The organism is Vibrio metoecus (assembly GCF_009665255.1).
In the GTDB taxonomy this organism is placed as follows: domain Bacteria; phylum Pseudomonadota; class Gammaproteobacteria; order Enterobacterales; family Vibrionaceae; genus Vibrio; species Vibrio metoecus_B.
Map to the genome: position 1 here is coordinate 2075850 of NZ_CP035686.1, position 20346 is coordinate 2096195.

Below are 20346 nucleotides of genomic sequence, written 5' to 3' on the forward strand. Positions count from 1 at the left end.
TAAGGAAAGTCACTCAACAGACAAGATCTCAACATCAAAGGTGATGTCTTGACCTGCGAGAGGATGGTTAAAGTCGACCGTGACAGAATCGCCGGCAATTTCAGTAATGATGCCCGGAATTTCCATACCATCTGGGCCACTAAAAGCCATGATGGTGCCTACCTCTAATTCCAGATCGCCACCGATAAACTTACTGCGATCCATATAATGAATGTGATCAGGATTAGGTGCGCCGAATGCATCTTGCGCGGCGAGAGAAACCGATTTTTTTTCACCCGGCAGCATTCCGAATAAACACTGCTCGAAATTGGGGCTCAGGCTACCATCGCCCATCACTAGCTTGGCCGGTTTTCCTTGATTATGGGTACTGTCAGCAACAGAGCCATCCTTGAGCTTGATCGTAAAATGCAGGGTAACTGCAGAGTTAGAGGCAATAGGGTTCACGTTATCACTACCTTGTTATTGTTTAACGAACGCCGCTTCACTTTATCGGAGACGGGCGGGCGCTGATGCCAGCCTTTATAGTAAAAAGCGCCCTCCGAATCAACGGACGGCGCTTGTGGTTATTTGCCGTAGTGTCTTTGCCTTACGGCGCAAAGCAGAGCACTAAGGCTGACTTGGTGCACTTTTCTTAGCGCGAAAACCATCGAGAATAATCATCGCTGCACCGATGCAGATCGCGCTATCCGCCAGATTGAACGCTGGCCAGTGGTAAGTACCCCAATAAAAATCGAGATAATCGACCACAAAACCATGCACGATGCGATCAAACACATTGCCCACGGCACCGCCAATGATCAGCGCATAAGCAATATTGTTCCACTTATCACTCGCCGGAAGGCGACGCATCCAGTAAGCGAGCATGCCAGTGACCACAAAGGCAATGCCAGTAAACAACCAACGCTGCCACCCTTCCTGATCACTCAGAAAGCTAAACGCAGCACCGTAGTTATGTACATAAAGCAGGTTAAAGAAAGGCAGAACCTCAATTCGGTTTGCCCAGCCATAGCCCATGTTATTCATCACCACTAGCTTAATCGCAATATCGGTAACGAACACCAGAAGCGCCAGCCACAGCCAGCGCACTCCGGATTGTTTAAGAGTCAGAGACGAATTCGACATGATGGTTAGCCCAAGTTACGCAAACTTGCGTACTTCGCCTTCACCCTCGACGTTAGACACACAGCGGCCACAAATCGTAGTGTGACCCGCAATCGTGCCTACATCAGGAGTGTGGTGCCAGCAACGGTCACACTTCTCAGCTTCCGTTTTGTTCACTTGAACAAACAGGCCATCAATGTCTGTTGCGTGCGCAGACTCACTCTTCTCAGCCAGTGGTTTCACCACTGCTTTTGAAGTCAGCAGGACAAAACGCAGCTCATCGCCCAGTTTCGCCAGCTTGCTCGCCAGTGCATCATCGGCAAACAGCACCAATTCCGCTTGCAGTGAGCCGCCGATCAGTTTTTCGTTACGAGCGTTTTCCAACAGTTTGTTGACTGAGCCACGCACTTTCTGAATATCATTCCAGAACGCGTTGTTCAGCTCTTCACCCTCTGCCAGACCAAATAGGCCATCGAACCATTCAGTGGTAAATACAAACTTGTCACGAGCGCTGCCGTCCGCTTTCTGCGCTGGCATCGCGTTCCAAATTTCATCAGCGGTGAATGACATGATAGGCGCCATCCAACGAACCAGAGCTTCAACGATGAAGAACAGTGCAGTTTGACAGCTACGCTGTGCATGGCCACCACGTTTCGCTGTGTATTGACGGTCTTTGATCACATCCAGATAGAATGACCCCATCTCGATTGAACAGAAGTTCATCAAACGCTGTACTACCGCGTGCAGGTTGTAATCCTGATACGCTTGGATGATTTCTTGCTGAGCAGCCAGTGCGCGGCCTACAGCCCAACGATCCAACGCCACCATGTCTTCAACAGGAATGATGTCTGTGGTTGGGTTGAAGCCATTCAGGTTAGCAAGGAAGAAGCGTGCGGTGTTACGAATACGACGATACGCATCCGCAGAACGCTTGAGGATCTCATCTGATACCGCCACTTCACCAGTGTAATCGGTTGAAGCAACCCACAGACGCAGAATATCCGCACCCAGCTTGTTGGTCACATCTTGTGGAGCAACCACGTTACCGATCGATTTCGACATCTTACGGCCTTGACCATCAACCACGAAACCGTGCGTCAACACTTCTTTGTAAGGCGCTTTGCCTTTCATCGCCACAGAAGAGATGAGAGATGATTGGAACCAACCACGGTGTTGGTCTGAACCCTCTAGGTACATATCCGCTTCTGCGCCGTTGAATTCGCTACGCGCATCCACAACCGCAGAGTGAGTCACACCTGAGTCAAACCATACATCTAGCGTATCCAGAACTTTCTCATAGTTGGCCGCGTCGTCTGCGCCAAGCAGCTCAGCAGAATCAAGATCCCACCATGCTTGAATACCTTTTTGCTCAACCAGTTGCGCCACTTTCTCAATCAGCTCGGCACTGTTTGGATGCAGTTCGGCGGTTTCTTTGTGCACGAACAGTGCAATTGGCACGCCCCAAGTACGTTGACGAGAGATACACCACTCAGGGCGACCAGCCACCATACCTTCGATACGGCTTTGACCCCAATCTGGCATCCATTGTACGCCTTTGATTGCCGTCAGAGCTTGTTCACGCAGACCGGCTTGTTCCATGGATACGAACCATTGTGGTGTCGCACGGAAGATGATCGGCGTTTTATGACGCCAACAGTGTGGGTAGCTGTGCTCATACGCGTGATGATGCAACAACGCGCCTTTTTCTTTCAGCACTTCCAACACAGAGTCATTGGCTTTGAATACATGTTGACCCGCAAACAGCTCAGTATCAGAAAGATACACGCCGTTTGAACCTACAGGGTTCGCCACTTCTAGACCGTATTTTTGACCTACTGCAAAGTCTTCTTGACCGTGACCCGGCGCAGTGTGAACCACACCCGTACCTGAATCGGTCGTTACGTGATCGCCCAAAATGGCTGGCACATTGAAGGCGTAGAATGGATGTTGGAACTGAACCAGTTCAAGATCCTCACCTTTCGCAAAACCAAGGTTATGGAAATGCTCAATACCCGCACGATCCATCACCGATTTTGCCAGCTCAGAAGCCACGATAATGCGCTCTGGTTGCTCACCTTCAACTTGGATCAGTACGTACTCTAAATCTTCACGCAGACACACTGCACGGTTTGCAGGTAGCGTCCAAGGCGTGGTTGTCCAGATAACGATCGACACGTCGCCTTTGCCTTCATGACCAGCATTCAGACCAAACTTAGCCAGAACTGCCGCTTCATCAGCAGCTTTAAAACGAACGTCAATCGAAGGAGAAACTTTGTTTTTGTACTCGACTTCCGCTTCAGCCAGTGCTGAACCACAGTCGGTACACCAGTGAACCGGTTTAAAACCTTTCAGCAGGTGGCCGTTATCAGCAATTTTGCCTAGTGCACGGATGATGTTGGCTTCAGTTACAAAGTCCATCGTGCGGTAAGGTTTATCCCACTCACCCATGATACCAAGACGTTTGAAGCTCTCTTTTTGGCCTTCAACTTGACCTGCCGCGTATTCACGACATTTTTCACGGAATTCAGCAGCGGTGACTTTTTGACCCGGTTTGCCCACTTTTTTCTCTACCATCAATTCGATAGGCAGACCATGGCAATCCCAACCTGGTACATAAGGCGCATCAAAACCAGAAAGGGTTTTGGATTTAATAATGACGTCTTTAAGAATCTTGTTCAGAGCGTGGCCAATATGAATATCACCGTTGGCGTAAGGAGGGCCATCGTGCAATACGAAAGATTTTTTGCCTTTTTTAGCCTGACGGATCGCACCGTACAGGTCTTCTTTGTACCAACGTTGCAGCATTTCTGGCTCGCGTTTGGCCAGATCGCCGCGCATTGGAAACCCTGTTTCAGGAAGGTTCAGGGTATCTTTATACTCACTCATCGATTCTTAATTCCGTTATATTGGGCGAAGTTAGACATGTTGTTGTTTGGTGGAATCAACCGAACAATTCTTAAGCTGACGCAGCCACACCCTTGCTGCTTCAGCATCCAATTCAATTTGTTGCTTTAATGCCTCAAAAGAGGCGAATTTGCGCTCATCACGTAGTTTATGTAACAGCGCGACTTCCAACTGCTTACCATACAGGTTGCCTTGGAAGTCAAAAAAGTGCACTTCAAGCTGTTGGCGAATGCCATCAACCGTCGGGCGATTACCGATATTGGCAACCCCACCGACTGGCGTTGGGCCTAAACCATACGCTTCAACCACATACACACCAGAAACGGGGGATACACAACGCTTCAGCGGAATATTCGCGGTAGGAAAGCCTATGGTTCGACCCAGTTTTTGGCCATGCGAGACACGACCACTGATGCTGTAATGACGCCCCAACATATCGGCTGCGCTAGTCAACTCATCTGCTGCTAGGGCTTCACGAATCGCAGTGCTACTCACTCTTAGCTGTTGTAAACAGAAACTTTGGGTGCTGACCACCTCAAAGCCGAGAGCCTGCCCCGCTTGCTGTAATAGAGCAAAGTTACCTTTGCGTTCTTTGCCAAAACAGAAATCGTCACCAACAACCAGAAACTTAACACCCAAACGAGCCACCAACAAGTCACGAATAAACGTGTGCGGATCCAACTGGGCAAAGTGGTGATTAAAATTCACACACAACAAGCGATCCACACCCAGTTTGCTCAGTTGGACAAACTTATCACGCAGACGAGTCAAGCGAGCGGGCGCTTGTTGTTTGGCAAATAGCTCTAAAGGCTGAGGTTCAAACGTCATCACCACCGAAGGTAACCCCATCTGCTGGGCACGCTGCACTACCTGACTGAGCACTTGTTGATGGCCAAGATGAACACCATCAAAGTTGCCAATCGTCAATACACAGCCCTGATGGCGAGATTGAATGTTATGAATACCGCGTATTAATTCCATCGGGAGATGCTTAAAACCTATATTTTCATTCTCATGGTGCGAAACTGGCGGATTATACCTAAAGCTCGCTACTCTGTCGCCGCTTTTAGATCTTTGAGGCGAACACCCAATAGCAACAAAATGGCCAGATAAGATACGACGCCAAGGCCAATCAAAGCTGTCAGCATAAGTGCACGCTGGCTGATACCCCAACTCAACCATGTCGCCATGTTGTCTAATTGCCACAAGAGAGCGCCAGTCATTACCGCTCCCGCCATCACTAGCCGCGCAACAAACCATACGGTTTTACGAGTTAAGTGATAGACGCCTTGTAAGTGCAAACCACGATAAAGCAGTGCCATATTCAGGAAAGCGGACATCGAAGTCGCGACCGCCAAGCCGACATAGCCGTAAAACCACGCAAAGATCGCGTTGAGTACGATGTTACTGACCATCGCGACAATGCCATAACGCACTGGGGTTTTGGTATCTTGGCGAGAGTAATAACCCGGCGCTAACACTTTGATCAGCATAAAACTGAGCAGACCGGAAGAGTAAGCCAGTAGCGAGTAAGAAGCCTGCTCTACATCACTAGGGGTAAATTCACCGCGCATAAACAGCACCATCAGCATCGGTTTCGCCAGTACCATCAGACCAAGCATGGCCGGAATACCGAGAAAAGTGACCATGCGAATCCCCCAATCCATAGTGTGAGCAAAACCATCACTATGAGCATCCACATGTTTACGCGACAAAGCAGGCAAAATCACCGTCGCGATGGCAATTCCAAATAAGCCGAGGGGAAACTCCAGCAGGCGATCCGAATAATAGAGCCAACTGATCGAACCGGTTTGCAGAAAACTGGCGACAAACGAGTCAAACAACAGGTTGATCTGGCTAACCGATACCCCAAACAGTGCAGGAATCATCAGTGTGCGAATTTTCATCACTCCAGGATCTTTCCAGCCCCATTTAGGCCTAACCAGCATTCCAGCTTTGATCAAAAATGGCAGTTGAAATAGAAACTGAACTAAACCACCTAAAAATACACCAATTGCCAGACCGACTTCTGGTTGTGCTAGATTTGGCGAGAGGTACCAAGCACAGAGGATCATCATCACGTTTAAGAAAACAGGCGTGAAAGAGGAGACGGCAAACTTACCTAAGGTGTTTAAAATTGCCCCAGACAAGGCAACAAAGGTAATAAACCACAAATAGGGAAAAGTAATTTTCAGCAGCAGACTGGCTAGCTCGAATTTTTCAGCCCCCGGACCACCATTAAGCCAATCGAGAAACCAACCCGCGCCAAATAATGCGGTCACAGCGCCAGATCCCAGTACCCCAACTAAAGTGACGATAGTCACCAAAACACCAAGAGTACCTGACGCTCTAGCGATCAATTCTCGGGTCTTGTTGATATCACCGGAGGCATGATATTCGGTTAATACAGGGACAAAAGCTTGGGAAAATGCCCCTTCCGCGAATAATCGGCGTAAAAAATTGGGAATTCGGTTGGCAAAAAAGAATACGTCAGCACTTGCGCCAGCGCCCATCAAATTGGCCACAACCACATCGCGCACTAAACCTAAAACACGAGAAATCAAAGTCATAGCACTTACAATGATGCCAGACTTGAGTAAGCGTTTACTCACGGTAACCTCGAACAAAGAGTCAAAACCACATTATCTGATTCGAAAGAATAAGAATGTCATAGTGAGATCAGATAAGTATTAGCATTGGTAAAAAAATGCTGATAGAATCCCCGCCATCTTAACCGCGAAGGCTCTTCGATACCAAGTTTGTTTGGTTCAGTTGGGTTTTTGCACAAATCATTTGACATTAAAGAGCAAATCGGGGATATTTCCCGCCCTTAAAATGTCACCGAACTAAGTTTTTGGGAGTTAGACCCTTGGCAAATAACAAATCTGCTAAGAAGCGCGCTATCCAAGCTGAGAAACGTCGCCAGCACAACGCTAGCCGTCGTTCTATGATGCGCACTTACATGAAGAAAACTGTTGCTGCAATCGCTGCTGGCGACAAAGAAGCTGCAACTGCTGCATTCGCTGTAGTTACACCAATCCTAGACCGCATGGCGACTAAAGGCCTTATTCACAAGAATAAAGCAGCTCGTCACAAGTCTCGCTTCTTTGCTGCGATCAACGCTCTGTAATAGAGTTTGCTCATCAGCAACAAAAAACCGGCTTATGCCGGTTTTTTTATCTCTTTTTTCGCCAACTTTCATGAGTTTTGGCAATAAAGACGATGTAAAAGCTCAATCATGGCTTTTACCTCTGTACTACTCAGCGTATAAAACACGGTTTGCGCTTCTTTACGAGTGTTAACTAAACCATCACGACGTAGCCACGCTAAATGTTGAGACAGAGCAGATTGGCTGAGTTCCAAACGGCTACTGAGCTCCCCTACCGACAGTTCATTGTCCAGTAACATACATAAGATTTGCAGTCGCCGCTCATTGGCCATCGCTTTGAGCAAAACTACCGCTTTGGCAGAATTTTTTTCCATCTCTTGGAGATTCATTGGTGCCCCCTTTAAATACGGCATTTTAATTCCAACCCATTCATTCACTTTTCTCTGTCGTTCTAATCACCGATGTCGTCATTCGGTTGAGTGATCATGATGGGTCGAAATGGTGAAAGCGGAGAAAACTCGCTGATAATGATAAAAAACTAATCAAGAACGCTAGTTTATTGTTTTCACTTATCATTGGGTAGTGATCAAAGACTTAACAGTGATAATTATTCACAAAAATAAGTTAGTAAAATCAGCATCACAGACATTTTTTACTGCTGGGTGCTGGATCATGCGTTCAGCGAAGATGACATAATACTCCTCTTTAATCTCATCCACATGTCCGATGAGTTTCAATGATGATTCCGCATCCACTTCTGAGACATAAAAAGAGGGAGCCATAAACACGGCATCACTGTGATAGATGGCAAACGCTTTCATTAAAGCAGAGTCATCAAATTCACCGAGAATATGCGGTTGTAATCCTTGCCGATCGAACCACTGTCTCACTTTGCGCCCCATTGCTGTCCTGCTGCCTGGCACGAGTAACTTTTTACTCTCTAAAATGGCCGGAAAAGGAGCAAAGTCAACTTCTCCAAAGCTAAAGAAGCTCATTCGGCTTTCCCCTAGTTTTTTACTAAAGAGGCCGGGACTTTGGCTAGAGTCGACGGGGCAATCAGACAAGATCATATCCAATTTGTGCTGCGCCAGCTGTTCTAGCAACATTTCATGGGTTGATTCAAAACAGCGCAGATGAATGCGGTTATCACCCGGCACAGAAGTTAGCAGAATTTTACTGACTAACCTTTTAGAGAGTGCATCCGCAACGCCAACATCAAAAAGCAGGTTTGAGCGCTGGCTGTAATTCACAATATCGAGCATCTCATAACTCAAACCAAACATGCGATCAGCGTACTTAAAGACCAACTGACCTAACTCGGTCGGTTCAATGCTACGACCATTTCGTTTGGTGAGCTTACCATCAAGCCGATCTTCCAAAGCTTTAATCTGACCTGTCACAGTTTGTGGGGTTAAAAATAGAGCATCGGCCGCTTTAGTGACAGAGCCTTGTTTGCACACCATCCAAAAGTAATAGAGGTGGTTGTAATTAAGATGAGACATAGATTGTTCTGCGCTGAAAACCGATGTTTTTTTATAGCAGATACGATCTTTAACAACAATAAATTCGTTCAAACCGAAGTAATCGTCATCTTAGGCTGAATTTTTCACAGTTTAAATAAAACCGCTGTCATAAATGGCGGGTGTTATTTCGCACACTTCCCAGTTATTTACACTTTGTTACAACCAAGTGCTATTTATCATCCACCTTACGAATCCTTTAAAAACAGTGAGATAAAATTAGATCTATCATTAAATCTTTTCGCCACCAGTAAGACTGCGCAATAACTCACCAGTTACATCTAAATGTCATATTAGTGAAATATTTCCTCTCTACGATTGCCTCGAATTCAACAACCGACCGATACCTTTAAAAAAACGGTCCACGGAGAAAATGATGATAAACCAAGCAACTTCCCCAACAGCGCCAATTTCGCTGACGACGAAAGGCCTACGTTGGGCAAACTTGGCTTTCATGCTGTATCTACTACTTCTTGCTGTCGCAATGGTCGGCAGCGGTTTTAAATGGGCAACCGGCGACCAAGCCAAAGTCCTGTTTGAATTTGCCTCTCACCCTGTTGCTGGTCTGATGATTGGTTTGGTGGCAACCGCACTGATACAGTCTTCAAGCACTGTTACTTCGATCATTGTAGGTTTAGTCGCGGGTGGCTTGCCTGTTGAAACAGCCATTCCTATGGTCATGGGTGCCAATATTGGTACAACGGTAACCAACACCCTCGTCAGCCTTGGTCACATGCGTTGTAAAGAAGAGTTTCGTCGCGCCTTTGCCAGTGCCACAATTCATGACTTCTTCAATCTACTCGCGGTACTGATCTTCCTTCCTTTGGAAATGATGTTCGGCATTTTAGAGAAAGTCTCTCATTGGCTGGTTTCTCCTTTGCTTGCGACTGGCGATATGAGCATGAAAGGCTTCGATTTCATCAAACCCATCACAAAACCAGTGATCAGCAGCCTTGAAGCACAACTTTCTGTATTGGGTGATACGTTCGGTGGTGTTGCACTCATCGTATTGGGTATTGCGACTATTTTCGTTGCCATTACTGTGATGGGCAAACTAATGAAAGGCCTGATGGTTGGCCGTGCACGTGAGATTTTACAAAACGCTATTGGCCGCGGCCCACTCCACGGGATTGCCTCCGGTACCGTAGTAACGGTTCTGGTACAGTCTTCTTCTACAACAACTAGCCTTATGGTACCTCTCGTAGGTTCAGGTGTTCTGAAAGTACGTGAAATCTACCCATTTACGCTAGGTGCTAACATCGGTACTTGTATTACAGCCTTGCTGGCAGCAACTGCGGTTTCAGGTGAGTTTGCCGTATTTGCTCTGCAAATCGCTCTGGTTCACTTAACTTTTAATATCATGGCGACCGTGCTCATCTATGGCATTCCTTTCTTACGTGAATTGCCAGTGAAAGGAGCTGAGTTAATCTCAACTTGGGCTTGTAAAAGCAAGATGGTCGTGGTGGGTTACCTTCTTGGAGTGTTTGTGGTAATTCCGGGTAGTATCCTTGCCCTCACCGCATAAGCTTTGCACCAGCGCAGAGTGACAAAAAAGCTCCCTAATCGGGAGCTTTTTTATTTTTACTGATTTCATTCCAGCTCTAACAACGTAAGCTTAAACCGAGAAGGGATACTGAATCGTATCGTGGAACTGATATCCGGTCACTTCAAAGTCATCTAACGTCACCCACGTTTCCAAATCATGCAGCGTTTTAATGTCTGGATTGATGTGAAACTGGGGCGCTGCAAATGGTTCACGTTTGAGCTGCACATCTCGCATCAATGGCAACTGATCTTCGTAAATATGTGCATTAACAATTTTGTGATAAGCCATGCCCGGCTTTTTACCGGTGATCTGCGCCATCAGTGCAAGGAACACATAAACCTGAACCATGTTGAAATTGAGCCCTAAAGGCACATCACATGAACGTTGGGTACTATTGAGATATAAGGTATCCCCCAACAGCGAAAAGTGGTGGCTGTACATACAAGGGCGCAGACACCCCATATGGAATTCGCCTGGATTGTAAAAGTTGAGGATTTCACCTCGGTCATCCACGCCACGCGTCAGATCATCGACAATTTTTTTCAGTTGGTCGATCTGGCCGCCATCCGGTTTTGCCCAAGCTCTGCCTTGAACTCCATACACTCGTCCCATGTCATCCTCACCTTTACGGTAAGGGTTATTGAGCCATGCCTGATTCAGGTTGGCATTAGCATCCCACGTTTTGGTACCTAACTTGCGAAAGTCTTCGGCATTATCATAACCACGAATGTAGCCCAGTAGCTCAGCGACAGCGGCTTTCCAAAAGCTCTTACGCGTGGTCACTAAGGGAAACTGATTGTTGCCCACATCATAAGTCAAATCGGCGTTAATCACGGTCAAACAACGTTTTGCTGTGCGTTCATTTTCAACCCAAACACCTTGATCGACGATGCGCTGACAAAGTTCTAAATACTGTTTCACCTGACTACCCTATTTTGCTGCAACACGATCTTGATATAAACCGCGCTTATAAGACCAAACCATCATCAAAATACCAATGATCACCATTGGTAAAGAAAGAATCTGCCCCATCGAAATGAAGCCACCAAACAAGCCCAATTGAGCATCTGGCTCACGGACGTATTCCACGAGGAAACGGAATGTACCGTAACCGGCTAAAAACAATCCAGACACACTGCCTAATGGACGAGGTTTACGGATAAACCAATTGAGGATAAAGAACAGAACCACACCTTCTAAGGCGAATTCATAAAGCTGAGAAGGATGACGTGGCAGTGGTCCACCATTTGGAAATACAAAAGCCCAAGGTACATCCGTCACTCGTCCCCAAAGCTCACTGTTCATAAAGTTACCAATACGTCCCATTCCTAAACCAAACGGAACCAAAGGAGCAACAAAATCTGCCACCCCAAAGAACGTTCGTTGGTTTTTATGGGCATACCAGAACATAGCGGTAATCACACCCAATAAGCCACCGTGGAAGGACATACCGCCAGTCCAGACTTTAAAAAGATAAAGAGGGTCAGCAAGGAACAGATCAAAGTTATAGAAAATCACATAGCCGACACGCCCCCCCACCACCACACCAAGGAAACCCGCGAACAACAAATCAGAGACTTGCTCACGTGTCCAGCCACTGTCAGCACGATCAGCGCGTCGATTGGCTAGCCACATCGCAAAAAGAAAACCAACCAGATACATCAAGCCATACCAACGTACAGACAGAGGGCCGATAGAAAACAATACGGGGTCTATATTGGGAAACTGCAGATAACCCTGAGACATAGCAAACCTTCTCTTAAAAAATTAGTGAGATTACTGAAACAACATGGTCGCAGCAACGCACATCAAAAACACCGCAAAAAATCTTTTGAGTCTCGCGGTAGGCATTTGGGTGGCAAGCTTAGCACCAATACGCGTGGTTAGTATCGAGGTGCTAGCAATCGCAAGCAGTGCCGGAATGTAAACGTAGCCAATACTGTATTGCGGCAGATTGTCCACCTGATAGCCATGTAAGATAAAACCAATCATTCCCGAAATCGCTATCGCAAAACCGCACACCGATGAAGAACCTACCGCTTTTTTCATCTCAATGCCATGTCGATTCAAAAAAGGCACAGAGAGTGAACCGCCGCCAATCCCCGCAAGGCTGGAAACCACACCAATCCCTGTACCACACAATGTTGTGATCAACGCATTCGGCATTGGGTAATGATGTTGCATGCGAATGGAGCGAAACATCTGCACGCTCAAGAAAAAGACAATCACCCCAAATACTTTGGGTAAATATTGGCTTGGAATCCACTCGGCAACAACCGATCCGAAAAAGCCCCCAACTACCACCCCGGGCATCAGCCATTTGACGACAAAGAGATCAACGTTGCCTAATTTTAGGTGGTTTAACGCCGATGAACCCGAGGTGAGAATGATGGTTGCCAATGACGTTGCCAAAGCAAGCTGCATGACAATATCCGCAGATATCCCCGCATAAGGTAATAAAAACAGCAAAGCAGGAACAACCACTAAGCCACCACCAATACCAAGCAGACCAGCAAGCACACCCACTACCGCCCCTAAAAGCAGCAGTAAAGCTAAGAGTTCAATATTCACATTTGGTTCCTATTTTTTACCTGCGCGCACAAAACCCGCAAAGCCATGCTTTTCGATATAAGCGAGCATCATGTTATAGATTTCTCGCCCATAAGGTTGAGTTAACGCATGGTCAGCCAGCTGTTTAAGTTCAGCCAGTTCAGAATGGCGCACCAGATATTTCACTTTCGCAACGTTGGAAGTGTTCATACTCAAGGTGGTATAGCCTAAGCCAATCAACAGCAAAGCGCCAATCGGATCGCCGGCTAATTCCCCACAGACACAGACAGGGATCTGGTGAGTAGCACAAGTTACTTGGATCTGCTTGAGTGCCATCACTACGGCAGGATGCATGGATTCGTAGACATCTGCTACACGCGCATTGTTACGATCCACGGCTAACAGATATTGAGTGAGATCGTTGGTCCCTACGGAGACGAAATCAATTTTATCTGCAATCAGTGGTAACAGATACAGCATCGAAGGCACTTCGATCATGATGCCAATTTGCGGCATGACCACTCGCGGATCGAGCTGCGATACTTCTTGATATGCTTGGTAAATAAACCTCAACGCATCATCGAGCTCTTTTGCGCCAGAAATCATCGGTAACAAAATCGATAAATTGCCAGATTCCGCACTGGCTTTGATCATCGCTCTCAACTGAATAATGAAAATATCCGGATGGTCTAAGGTAAAACGAATGCCACGCCAACCGAGAAACGGGTTATCTTCCTCAATCGGTAAATAAGGCAAAGGCTTATCACCCCCGATATCCAAAGTACGCATCACAACGCGTTGATGTGGGTACATATTCAGTACATGGCGATATTGCTGGGTTTGTTCTTCTTCAGAAGGAAAACGATGTTGTAACAAGAACGAAATTTCAGTGCGATACAAGCCAACACCATCCACGCCCTGATTGACAGCAATGCTAGTATCAGCACTCAGCCCAGCGTTCAATAGTAGCTCAATTCGTTCTCCATCAAGCGTAAACGCGGGCTCACGAATCGCATCGTTAACCATGCGTGACAGCTCACGCTCTTCTGTCGCTAACGCACGATATTCATTGAGAATGGTTTTGGATGGCGAGATAAAAACTTTGCCACTATAGCCATCCACAATCCCTTTCTTACCGTTGATATCTCGTAAATTCAGGGAAACGCCCATGACAGCAGGGATCCCTAAAGCACGCGACAAAATCGCGGCATGAGAATTTGCCGCGCCTTCAAGAGAGACTACCGCTAACAGCTTATCTTTAGGGAGCGCAGCCAAAATACTCGCAGTCAGCTCTCGCACCACCAAGATCACAGGTTTGTCGATTTTGGGCTGACTTGATTCCGTATTGAGCAAGAAAAACAGCAAACGCTGCCCCAACTCTCGCACATCTTGCGCACGTTCACGTAAATAAACATCCGACATACGCGCAAAACGATTCGAGTAACTTTCGACCACTTGTCTGAGCGCCCAATCGGCACGATCCCCTTTTTGGATCTGCGCTTTGAGATCTTTACGCAGCATCGGATCATTGAGAAGGTGGGTAAAGAGGTCAAAAATCGCCAATGCTTCTTTATTGATATCACCATCGAGTTTTTTACGCATGCGGCGAAAATCAGCCAATGCGCTCTCAACCGCTAAAGCAATTCGTTCTTGCTCTATGTCGATATCCAAGGTTGAAGCCGGTAAAACTTCTGAAAGGTCGGGCTGAGTATCATCCCACCAGAATTCGCCAATCGCGACGCCTGAGGAAGCAGGAACCCCAGTGATTGCCTGCAGTTTTTTGGATAAACGCCAATGCCCTTGGGTTTGAGCATGCGCAACTAACACCGCAAGCTGTGCGGCTAAAGTCACCAAAAACGAGACTTCCATTTCACTGAATAAGCGCGGGGACTTTTGCTGTACCACCAACACACCAAGCACTTGCTTACGGTGGATGATGGGTGTGCCGAGGAAAGAGTGGTAAACCTCCTCCCCAAGCTGTTTGAAATATTTGAAACTAGGGTGTTTTGATGCTTCTGCAAGGTTGATAGGCTCAGCAGAACGTTTTACGAGCCCCACCAAACCTTCATCAAAATCAATGTGGATTTTATCGCCTTTGAATTTGAGGCCTTGAGTCGCCATCAACTCAAGGCGGTGCATCTCCTCATTCGCTAAGTAGACCGTACAACACTCTGTGCTCATCGCTTCGCACGTCTGTTTTACAAAAATATCCAACGCCTGATAGACATCTTCTACCTTTGAAACCTGTTCTACTATATCCCTTAGCTGAGAAAGCATGCCTAACCTCTGTGAGTGTTACGTTTACCTTTCACTTTCCGTTCCTTAAATGGCATCGCCAATGACGCGAACTCCTTCATTGCACGGCGATAAACATCACGCTTAAAGGACACCACTTGCCTCACTGGATACCAGTAAGTTACCCAACGCCAACCATCAAACTCAGGGGAACTGCCACGTTGCATGTTGATTCTGGATTCATCACATTCCAAACGCAGCAAGAACCATTTCTGTTTTTGTCCGATACAGACAGGTTGAGAATCCCAACGCACCAAACGCTTGGGTAATTTATAACGCAGCCAATGACGACTGGTCGCAATCACTTTAACGTCTTTCTTGGTTAACCCAACCTCTTCATACAATTCACGGTACATGGCTTGTTCTGGAGACTCTCCATCATCAATTCCCCCTTGAGGAAATTGCCATGAGTGTTGCCCGTATCGTTTCGCCCAGAAAACCTGACCATGGTTGTTACAAATCACAATCCCGACATTCAGCCGGTAACCATCGCCATCGATCACTGGCAAACCTCTAATAAATTCTTTAATTGCGTTGATTTTTCCACATATCCCCAAGCGGAGCAAACTTACTATTGTGATTCGCCCGATATTTATTAGTAAATCGGACAAAAAAGGATAAGTTCGGCTTCAGAACCAAGTTATCAACAAATTTATGAGACATACAGCGCATTTATTCACGTTTTCTGTGAATAACCGTGTGCAGAAACTTTGAAGTTGTGCAAAAAAAGTCACTTATCAACAAATCGCGAGAAAACAAATCACGACAAAATCAATAATAAATACTTTAAAAACAATTAATTAAATTAAAATCCAGCATTATGGCAAACATTGCAAATCAAACTGGGAAAAGATCCTACTCTGCCGGTCAAAGATCCATCAATCCATGCACTCATTAACCTTAACTCCCTGTATTTACCTAATGGCAAGCCCATCGCCCTCTCTTGAAGCGTATTGACCTACTGTGTATTGATCCATGAGTTAATTCCTTTTCAGCAATAGAAAATAAAACTGTGGATAACCTGATGGTGAAACACAAGGTGTCGATAAATCATCGCTTTTTCTGACTTCCCATTCCTCTTTAATCATCGATATTGCAACTAAAAAACAGGGGCAAAAATGGCAAGTGAATGCAAAATCGGTACAATCACGTTAGGAATGTGTAACGCCGATAACGAACATGAAACCCACACCAACTTCCCAACAAGAATTATTAACTCGCGCTCAAGAAATTGCGGGGCTAAGTTTCGCAGAACTCGCCGATGAAGCAGGAATGACCGTACCGCCAGATCTACGTAAAGACAAAGGTTGGGTTGGCCAATTACTGGAATGGCACTTGGGGGCCACCGCAGGCAGTAAACCACAACAAGATTTTGAGCATTTGGGTATTGAACTGAAAAGTATCCCTGTCAGTTACACAGGAAAACCACTAGAAACGACATTCGTCTGCGTGGCGCCTCTCACAGGCGTGCATGGTTTAACGTGGGAGCAAAGCCATGTTCGCAATAAACTGTCAAAAGTACTTTGGATCCCAGTGCAGGGCGAGCGAGAGATACCCCTTGCGGATCGTTGCGTTGGCTCACCGCTACTGTGGAGTCCTTCTGTAGAAGAAGAAGCACAACTCAAAGCAGATTGGGAAGAGTTGATGGAGTTGATCGTACTTGGCAAAGTAGCACAAATTACCGCCAAACATGGTGAGGTATTACAACTGCGTCCTAAAGCGGCCAATGGTCGTGCACAGACGGAAGCCTACGGTGCAAATGGCCGTCCAATCAAAACCTTACCGCGTGGTTTTTACTTACGCACTCAATTTACCGCGCAAATTCTGCAACGTTACTACGCCTAATTCTTAGTGCGGCGACATTTTTGTTTTCGTGTCGCCACGAGTCGCTTATAGTGAAAATCCTGTCTCCCTTTTGTAATTTCATAATGGCATGGATTCAGGACTCAATCGCACATTGTGTTTTCTCATCCCTATGACGTAGAGTGCTCGGCACTGTGCCAAGACGTCAACCTAAAGGGACTTGTATTCGTTCTTTGGCTCTCAGACAAGGAAGTACTATGCAATATACCAAGCTGCCCCACTCCAGCCTCGAAATCAGCAAGATCTGTTTAGGCACCATGACTTTTGGTGAACAGAACTCACAAGCGGATGCTTTTCAACAGCTCGATTACGCATTAGAACGTGGCGTTAACTTTATCGATACTGCGGAGATGTACCCGGTTCCTCCAACAGCAGAAACTCAAGGTAAAACCGAAGAGTTTATTGGCAATTGGCTGGCCAAATCAGGCAAGCGTGAAAAAATTGTGCTGGCAACCAAGGTAGCAGGACCACGCAACGTTCCTTACATTCGCGACAAAATGGCGTTAGATCATCGCAATATTCACCAAGCCATTGATGATAGCTTGCGCCGCTTACAAACCGACTATATCGACCTTTACCAAATTCACTGGCCACAGCGACAAACCAACACCTTTGGCCAGCTCAATTACCCCTATCCAGACAAACAGGAAGAAGTGACACTGGTTGAAACACTCGAAGCGCTGAGTGATCTGGTACGCATGGGTAAAGTTCGTTATATCGGCGTCTCGAATGAAACGCCTTGGGGAGTCATGAGTTATCTGCGTTTAGCGGAAAAGCATGAACTGCCGAGAATAGTCTCCATCCAAAACCCTTACAATCTACTCAATCGCAGCTTTGAAGTCGGGCTTGCCGAGATTAGTCATCTCGAAGGAGTAAAGCTTCTCGCTTATTCACCACTCGCCTTTGGTACCTTAAGTGGAAAATACCTCAATGGGGCTCGTCCTGCTGGGGCTCGCTGTTCATTGCATCAGCGCTTCTCACGCTACTTTACACCACAAGGAATACTTGCAACGCAAGCTTATGTGGAACTGGCACAGCAGTTTGGCTTAGACCCCGCACAAATGGCGTTGGCATTTGTCAATCAGCGTCCATTTGTGGCATCAAACATCATTGGAGCCACGAGCATGACGCAGTTAAAATCAAATTTGGATAGTTTAGAGATTTCATTAAGTGCAGAACTACTGCAGAAAATTCAAGAGATTGGAACCACTTATTCCAATCCCTGTCCTTAGGGGTAAGGAGCTGGTGAGTTAACTCACCAGCTCCTTTGCATTACGTCGGTATTCGCGCATTTAACACACGGCGGATATGTCTCACACGACGTTCAGCGACAACAGCATCCGGTAGACTCCAGCCGATAGGACGACCGTCTTCTTGCAAACCAATGTCACGTAACAAGTGTGGATTATGCCAAGGTAAATGGTAGCTACTTCTTCGAACTTGACGTTTCCACTCTCGTTCTTCACGACGTAGATCAGCACGAACTAGTAATACGGCTAGTTGTAAGTAAATAGATTGACGCATGGTAATTTTCTCCAGTTTGTTTGCTGGGGAAAATGACGATCGGAAGGTAAAAGTCAGAATACGCTCTTACTCAGCTGCCATTTTCCGCAGCCTAATAAGAGGTTACGGATTAATTCAGTTATCTTTGCTCAAATCATCGCCCATTACGCGCACGGGAAAGCCTCGGTGTGCGGTTTGATGGGTTGAATTAAGATCAGAAGCGCAAAGCAATGATGCAGATACGAAATGTGCCATGATGCGCCTCCAAGCAAAGTCAATTAATCCAAAGAAATGTGTTGTGTAAGTGAAACTTACGGTTAAATTCTAAACAACTCCGCCTATCAAATTCAACTTTTTATTGCATGTGTTCGAGAATACAGCGTTTTTTACTAGCCAGTGGTGTTATTACTGATGTGAATAACATATTCATCTGAGCAATAAATCAGCAACCGAATATGCATCCAATCCAGCTCTAACACAGCAACATCTGATGGCGATATCAGCCCCAAGCCTATAACCACATAAAAAATTCAGCCACTGTTAAGTGGCTGAATGTCTGTCACATTAAAACTGCGAAGCTAGAAATTTTCATCGGTGATCAAATTATGCTTATTCAGCAAACGGTACATAGTTGCTCGTGACACTCCCAGCTCTTTCGCTGCCGTTGATACTTGACCAGAATGTGATTCAAGAACCAACAACAGCGCATCACGCTCTGAGCGTTCACGGATACTTTTCAAGCTACGACGACCATCACTGCGTTTTGGCAAATCAAGCTGTGATTCATCCAATACCACAGTATCAGACATCAGCACCACTCGTTTAATTTGGTTCATCAGTTCGCGCACATTACCTGGCCAATGGTAACGAGTTAAGCCTCGTACTGCATCTTCAGAGAAGCTACGCGCTTGGGCGTTATATTCTTTGGAATATTCCTGTAGAAAATGTTTTGCGAGCAGAACAATATCTGCAGCACGTTCCTTCAGGCTCGGTACATTAATTCGTAGCACATTAATGTAGTGGTAGAGTTCTTCATTGAAATCGCCATCAATCAAGGCTTTTTCAATATCAGAGGAGTTGGCTGCCAAAATCCGTACATCGACTTCTACGACACCTTGTTTGGTTTCAACAGTGCCTTCTTGCAAGAAACGCAGTAGGTTAAGCTGCTGACTTTTGGGTAGCGTCAAAATGTCATTGAGTAGCAAGGTTCCACCATCAGCTTGCAACAAAAGCGGTTGCTGAACATCATCACTCTCTCCGATGCCAAACAATTCGCTTTCCAGTCGTTTCTCCGACATAGCTCGACAATTGACCGAGATAAACGGCTTTTGCGCTCTCGATGACGTTTTATGAATCGCTTTTGCTACGGTTTCTTTGCCAGTTCCGCTTTCACCATAAATCAAAATACTGACGTCTGTCGGTCCAATACGTTTGATCTGGTCGCGCAAGCGCTTCATTGGCATGGATTCACCAATCAAGCCCATATTGCCGGCTGAACCAAAATGTGGCCAAACTTTCTTTTCCAGCTTCAGCATGCCTAACTGATGCCCGATGGTGCTTAATAACTGCGCATCTGGGATTGGCGCGGTAAAAAAATCGATACAAAAGTTAACGATAAACTGGCAAATGGTGTCTGAGCTTAGCTGTGCTTCACGAATAAATGCCAGCCAACGCACCTGCTTATGGCTACTCACCAAATTGGCAATTCCGTTTAAGCTAAACTCGTCATGGCTTAAATCCACAATACCGATACAGGGACCGGTTTCTACAAACAGCGCATCCGCTTTACGCAAATCCGCAACTTGGGTACAACGCCAACCTACTTTTTCCAACACAGCTAGCCAGGGTTCATAGGTACCTCCCACCACAACGAGAGAGCCAGGTACTGAATCCATACGGAATTGAGTGCTCATGAACCTATATTCCTTATTGTTATTGTTACGATGCGGATTATT

The 20346-nt window shown here is 46.3% G+C and carries 18 protein-coding genes; 4 read left to right on the forward strand and 14 right to left on the reverse strand.

Translation table 11 applies throughout. The features are described from left to right. Positions 1-9: 9 nt before the first annotated feature. From fkpB to murJ, 5 genes are all read right to left on the reverse strand, one after another. Positions 10-444, reverse strand: coding sequence for an FKBP-type peptidyl-prolyl cis-trans isomerase (gene fkpB / locus EPB59_RS09390; RefSeq protein ID WP_154172485.1), 435 nt, complete (start codon positions 442-444; stop codon positions 10-12). Between the two features lie 162 nt (positions 445-606). Beyond that, positions 607-1122, reverse strand: coding sequence for a signal peptidase II (gene lspA / locus EPB59_RS09395; protein ID WP_001897507.1), 516 nt, complete (start codon positions 1120-1122; stop codon positions 607-609). A 15-nt stretch (positions 1123-1137) separates the two neighbouring features. Next, the gene (gene ileS, locus EPB59_RS09400) at positions 1138-3987 is read right to left on the reverse strand and encodes an isoleucine--tRNA ligase (RefSeq protein ID WP_154172487.1); all 2850 of its coding nucleotides are present in this window, start codon (positions 3985-3987) and stop codon (positions 1138-1140) included. Between the two features lie 30 nt (positions 3988-4017). Next, positions 4018-4986 carry a bifunctional riboflavin kinase/FAD synthetase gene (gene ribF / locus EPB59_RS09405; protein ID WP_055051933.1) on the reverse strand — a complete coding sequence of 323 codons (969 nt, stop codon included), beginning with the start codon at positions 4984-4986 and terminating at the stop codon, positions 4018-4020. Between the two features lie 68 nt (positions 4987-5054). Then, complete coding sequence (gene murJ, locus EPB59_RS09410; RefSeq protein ID WP_195706974.1) at positions 5055-6617, reverse strand: murein biosynthesis integral membrane protein MurJ; 1563 nt, start codon at positions 6615-6617, stop codon at positions 5055-5057. A 257-nt stretch (positions 6618-6874) separates the two neighbouring features. On the opposite strand from murJ, the gene rpsT reads away from it, so the two are divergent. Continuing rightward, a complete protein-coding gene (gene rpsT / locus EPB59_RS09415) occupies positions 6875-7135 on the forward strand; it encodes a 30S ribosomal protein S20 (RefSeq protein WP_000002742.1) in 261 nt (86 codons plus the stop codon). A 68-nt stretch (positions 7136-7203) separates the two neighbouring features. Here rpsT and EPB59_RS09420 read toward each other — a convergent pair whose 3' ends face one another. Both EPB59_RS09420 and nhaR read right to left on the reverse strand, forming a co-directional pair. Next, complete coding sequence (locus EPB59_RS09420; RefSeq protein ID WP_055028254.1) at positions 7204-7503, reverse strand: ArsR/SmtB family transcription factor; 300 nt, start codon at positions 7501-7503, stop codon at positions 7204-7206. 222 nt (positions 7504-7725) lie between these two features. Beyond that, positions 7726-8616, reverse strand: a complete 891-nt coding sequence (gene nhaR / locus EPB59_RS09425; RefSeq protein WP_055051955.1) for a transcriptional activator NhaR — start codon at positions 8614-8616, stop codon at positions 7726-7728. A 394-nt stretch (positions 8617-9010) separates the two neighbouring features. Between nhaR and EPB59_RS09430 the strand changes: the two genes are divergently transcribed. Continuing rightward, positions 9011-10159, forward strand: a complete 1149-nt coding sequence (locus EPB59_RS09430; RefSeq protein ID WP_055051931.1) for a Na/Pi symporter — start codon at positions 9011-9013, stop codon at positions 10157-10159. A 90-nt stretch (positions 10160-10249) separates the two neighbouring features. Here EPB59_RS09430 and EPB59_RS09435 read toward each other — a convergent pair whose 3' ends face one another. The 5 genes from EPB59_RS09435 to rppH are packed head-to-tail and all read right to left on the reverse strand — an operon-like array spanning position 10250 to position 15528. Beyond that, complete coding sequence (locus tag EPB59_RS09435; protein WP_154172489.1) at positions 10250-11101, reverse strand: thymidylate synthase; 852 nt, start codon at positions 11099-11101, stop codon at positions 10250-10252. Positions 11102-11110: 9 nt separating this feature from the next. Further along, entirely contained in the window at positions 11111-11926 is an 816-nt protein-coding gene (gene lgt / locus EPB59_RS09440; RefSeq protein ID WP_000077640.1) for a prolipoprotein diacylglyceryl transferase, read from the reverse strand. Positions 11927-11956: 30 nt separating this feature from the next. Then, the gene (locus EPB59_RS09445) at positions 11957-12751 is read right to left on the reverse strand and encodes a sulfite exporter TauE/SafE family protein (RefSeq protein ID WP_055051929.1); all 795 of its coding nucleotides are present in this window, start codon (positions 12749-12751) and stop codon (positions 11957-11959) included. A 9-nt stretch (positions 12752-12760) separates the two neighbouring features. Next, complete coding sequence (gene ptsP / locus EPB59_RS09450; protein WP_055051928.1) at positions 12761-15007, reverse strand: phosphoenolpyruvate--protein phosphotransferase; 2247 nt, start codon at positions 15005-15007, stop codon at positions 12761-12763. A gap of 2 nt (positions 15008-15009) precedes the next feature. After that, positions 15010-15528, reverse strand: a complete 519-nt coding sequence (gene rppH / locus EPB59_RS09455; RefSeq protein ID WP_009355516.1) for an RNA pyrophosphohydrolase — start codon at positions 15526-15528, stop codon at positions 15010-15012. A gap of 676 nt (positions 15529-16204) precedes the next feature. Here rppH and mutH point away from each other — a divergent pair. After that, positions 16205-16870: a DNA mismatch repair endonuclease MutH gene (gene mutH / locus EPB59_RS09460; protein ID WP_055051927.1), complete on the forward strand. Its 666-nt coding sequence runs from the start codon at positions 16205-16207 to the stop codon at positions 16868-16870. Positions 16871-17085: 215 nt separating this feature from the next. Beyond that, positions 17086-18120 carry an NADP(H)-dependent aldo-keto reductase gene (locus EPB59_RS09465; protein WP_095469814.1) on the forward strand — a complete coding sequence of 345 codons (1035 nt, stop codon included), beginning with the start codon at positions 17086-17088 and terminating at the stop codon, positions 18118-18120. A 40-nt stretch (positions 18121-18160) separates the two neighbouring features. On the opposite strand, the gene EPB59_RS09470 is transcribed toward EPB59_RS09465, so the two are convergent. After that, positions 18161-18412, reverse strand: coding sequence for a hypothetical protein (locus EPB59_RS09470; RefSeq protein ID WP_055051925.1), 252 nt, complete (start codon positions 18410-18412; stop codon positions 18161-18163). Between the two features lie 557 nt (positions 18413-18969). Beyond that, on the reverse strand, positions 18970-20304 hold the full coding sequence (gene vpsR, locus EPB59_RS09475) for a cyclic-di-GMP-binding transcriptional regulator VpsR (RefSeq protein WP_055051923.1): 1335 nt from the start codon (positions 20302-20304) through the stop codon (positions 18970-18972). Positions 20305-20346: the final 42 nt, after the last annotated feature.

Excerpts from the sequence above, each read along its gene's own strand:
- lspA (WP_001897507.1), bottom strand. The coding sequence starts at position 1,122 with ATGTCGAATTCGTCTCTGACTCTTAAACAATCCGGAGTGCGCTGGCTG.
- EPB59_RS09420 (WP_055028254.1), bottom strand. The coding sequence starts at position 7,503 with ATGAATCTCCAAGAGATGGAAAAAAATTCTGCCAAAGCGGTAGTTTTG.
- ileS (WP_154172487.1), bottom strand. The coding sequence starts at position 3,987 with ATGAGTGAGTATAAAGATACCCTGAACCTTCCTGAAACAGGGTTTCCA.
- ribF (WP_055051933.1), bottom strand. The coding sequence starts at position 4,986 with ATGGAATTAATACGCGGTATTCATAACATTCAATCTCGCCATCAGGGC.
- EPB59_RS09470 (WP_055051925.1), bottom strand. The coding sequence starts at position 18,412 with ATGCGTCAATCTATTTACTTACAACTAGCCGTATTACTAGTTCGTGCT.
- lgt (WP_000077640.1), bottom strand. The coding sequence starts at position 11,926 with ATGTCTCAGGGTTATCTGCAGTTTCCCAATATAGACCCCGTATTGTTT.
- mutH (WP_055051927.1), top strand. The coding sequence starts at position 16,205 with ATGAAACCCACACCAACTTCCCAACAAGAATTATTAACTCGCGCTCAA.
- EPB59_RS09430 (WP_055051931.1), top strand. The coding sequence starts at position 9,011 with ATGATAAACCAAGCAACTTCCCCAACAGCGCCAATTTCGCTGACGACG.
- ptsP (WP_055051928.1), bottom strand. The coding sequence starts at position 15,007 with ATGCTTTCTCAGCTAAGGGATATAGTAGAACAGGTTTCAAAGGTAGAA.
- nhaR (WP_055051955.1), bottom strand. The coding sequence starts at position 8,616 with ATGTCTCATCTTAATTACAACCACCTCTATTACTTTTGGATGGTGTGC.
- vpsR (WP_055051923.1), bottom strand. The coding sequence starts at position 20,304 with ATGAGCACTCAATTCCGTATGGATTCAGTACCTGGCTCTCTCGTTGTG.
- EPB59_RS09465 (WP_095469814.1), top strand. The coding sequence starts at position 17,086 with ATGCAATATACCAAGCTGCCCCACTCCAGCCTCGAAATCAGCAAGATC.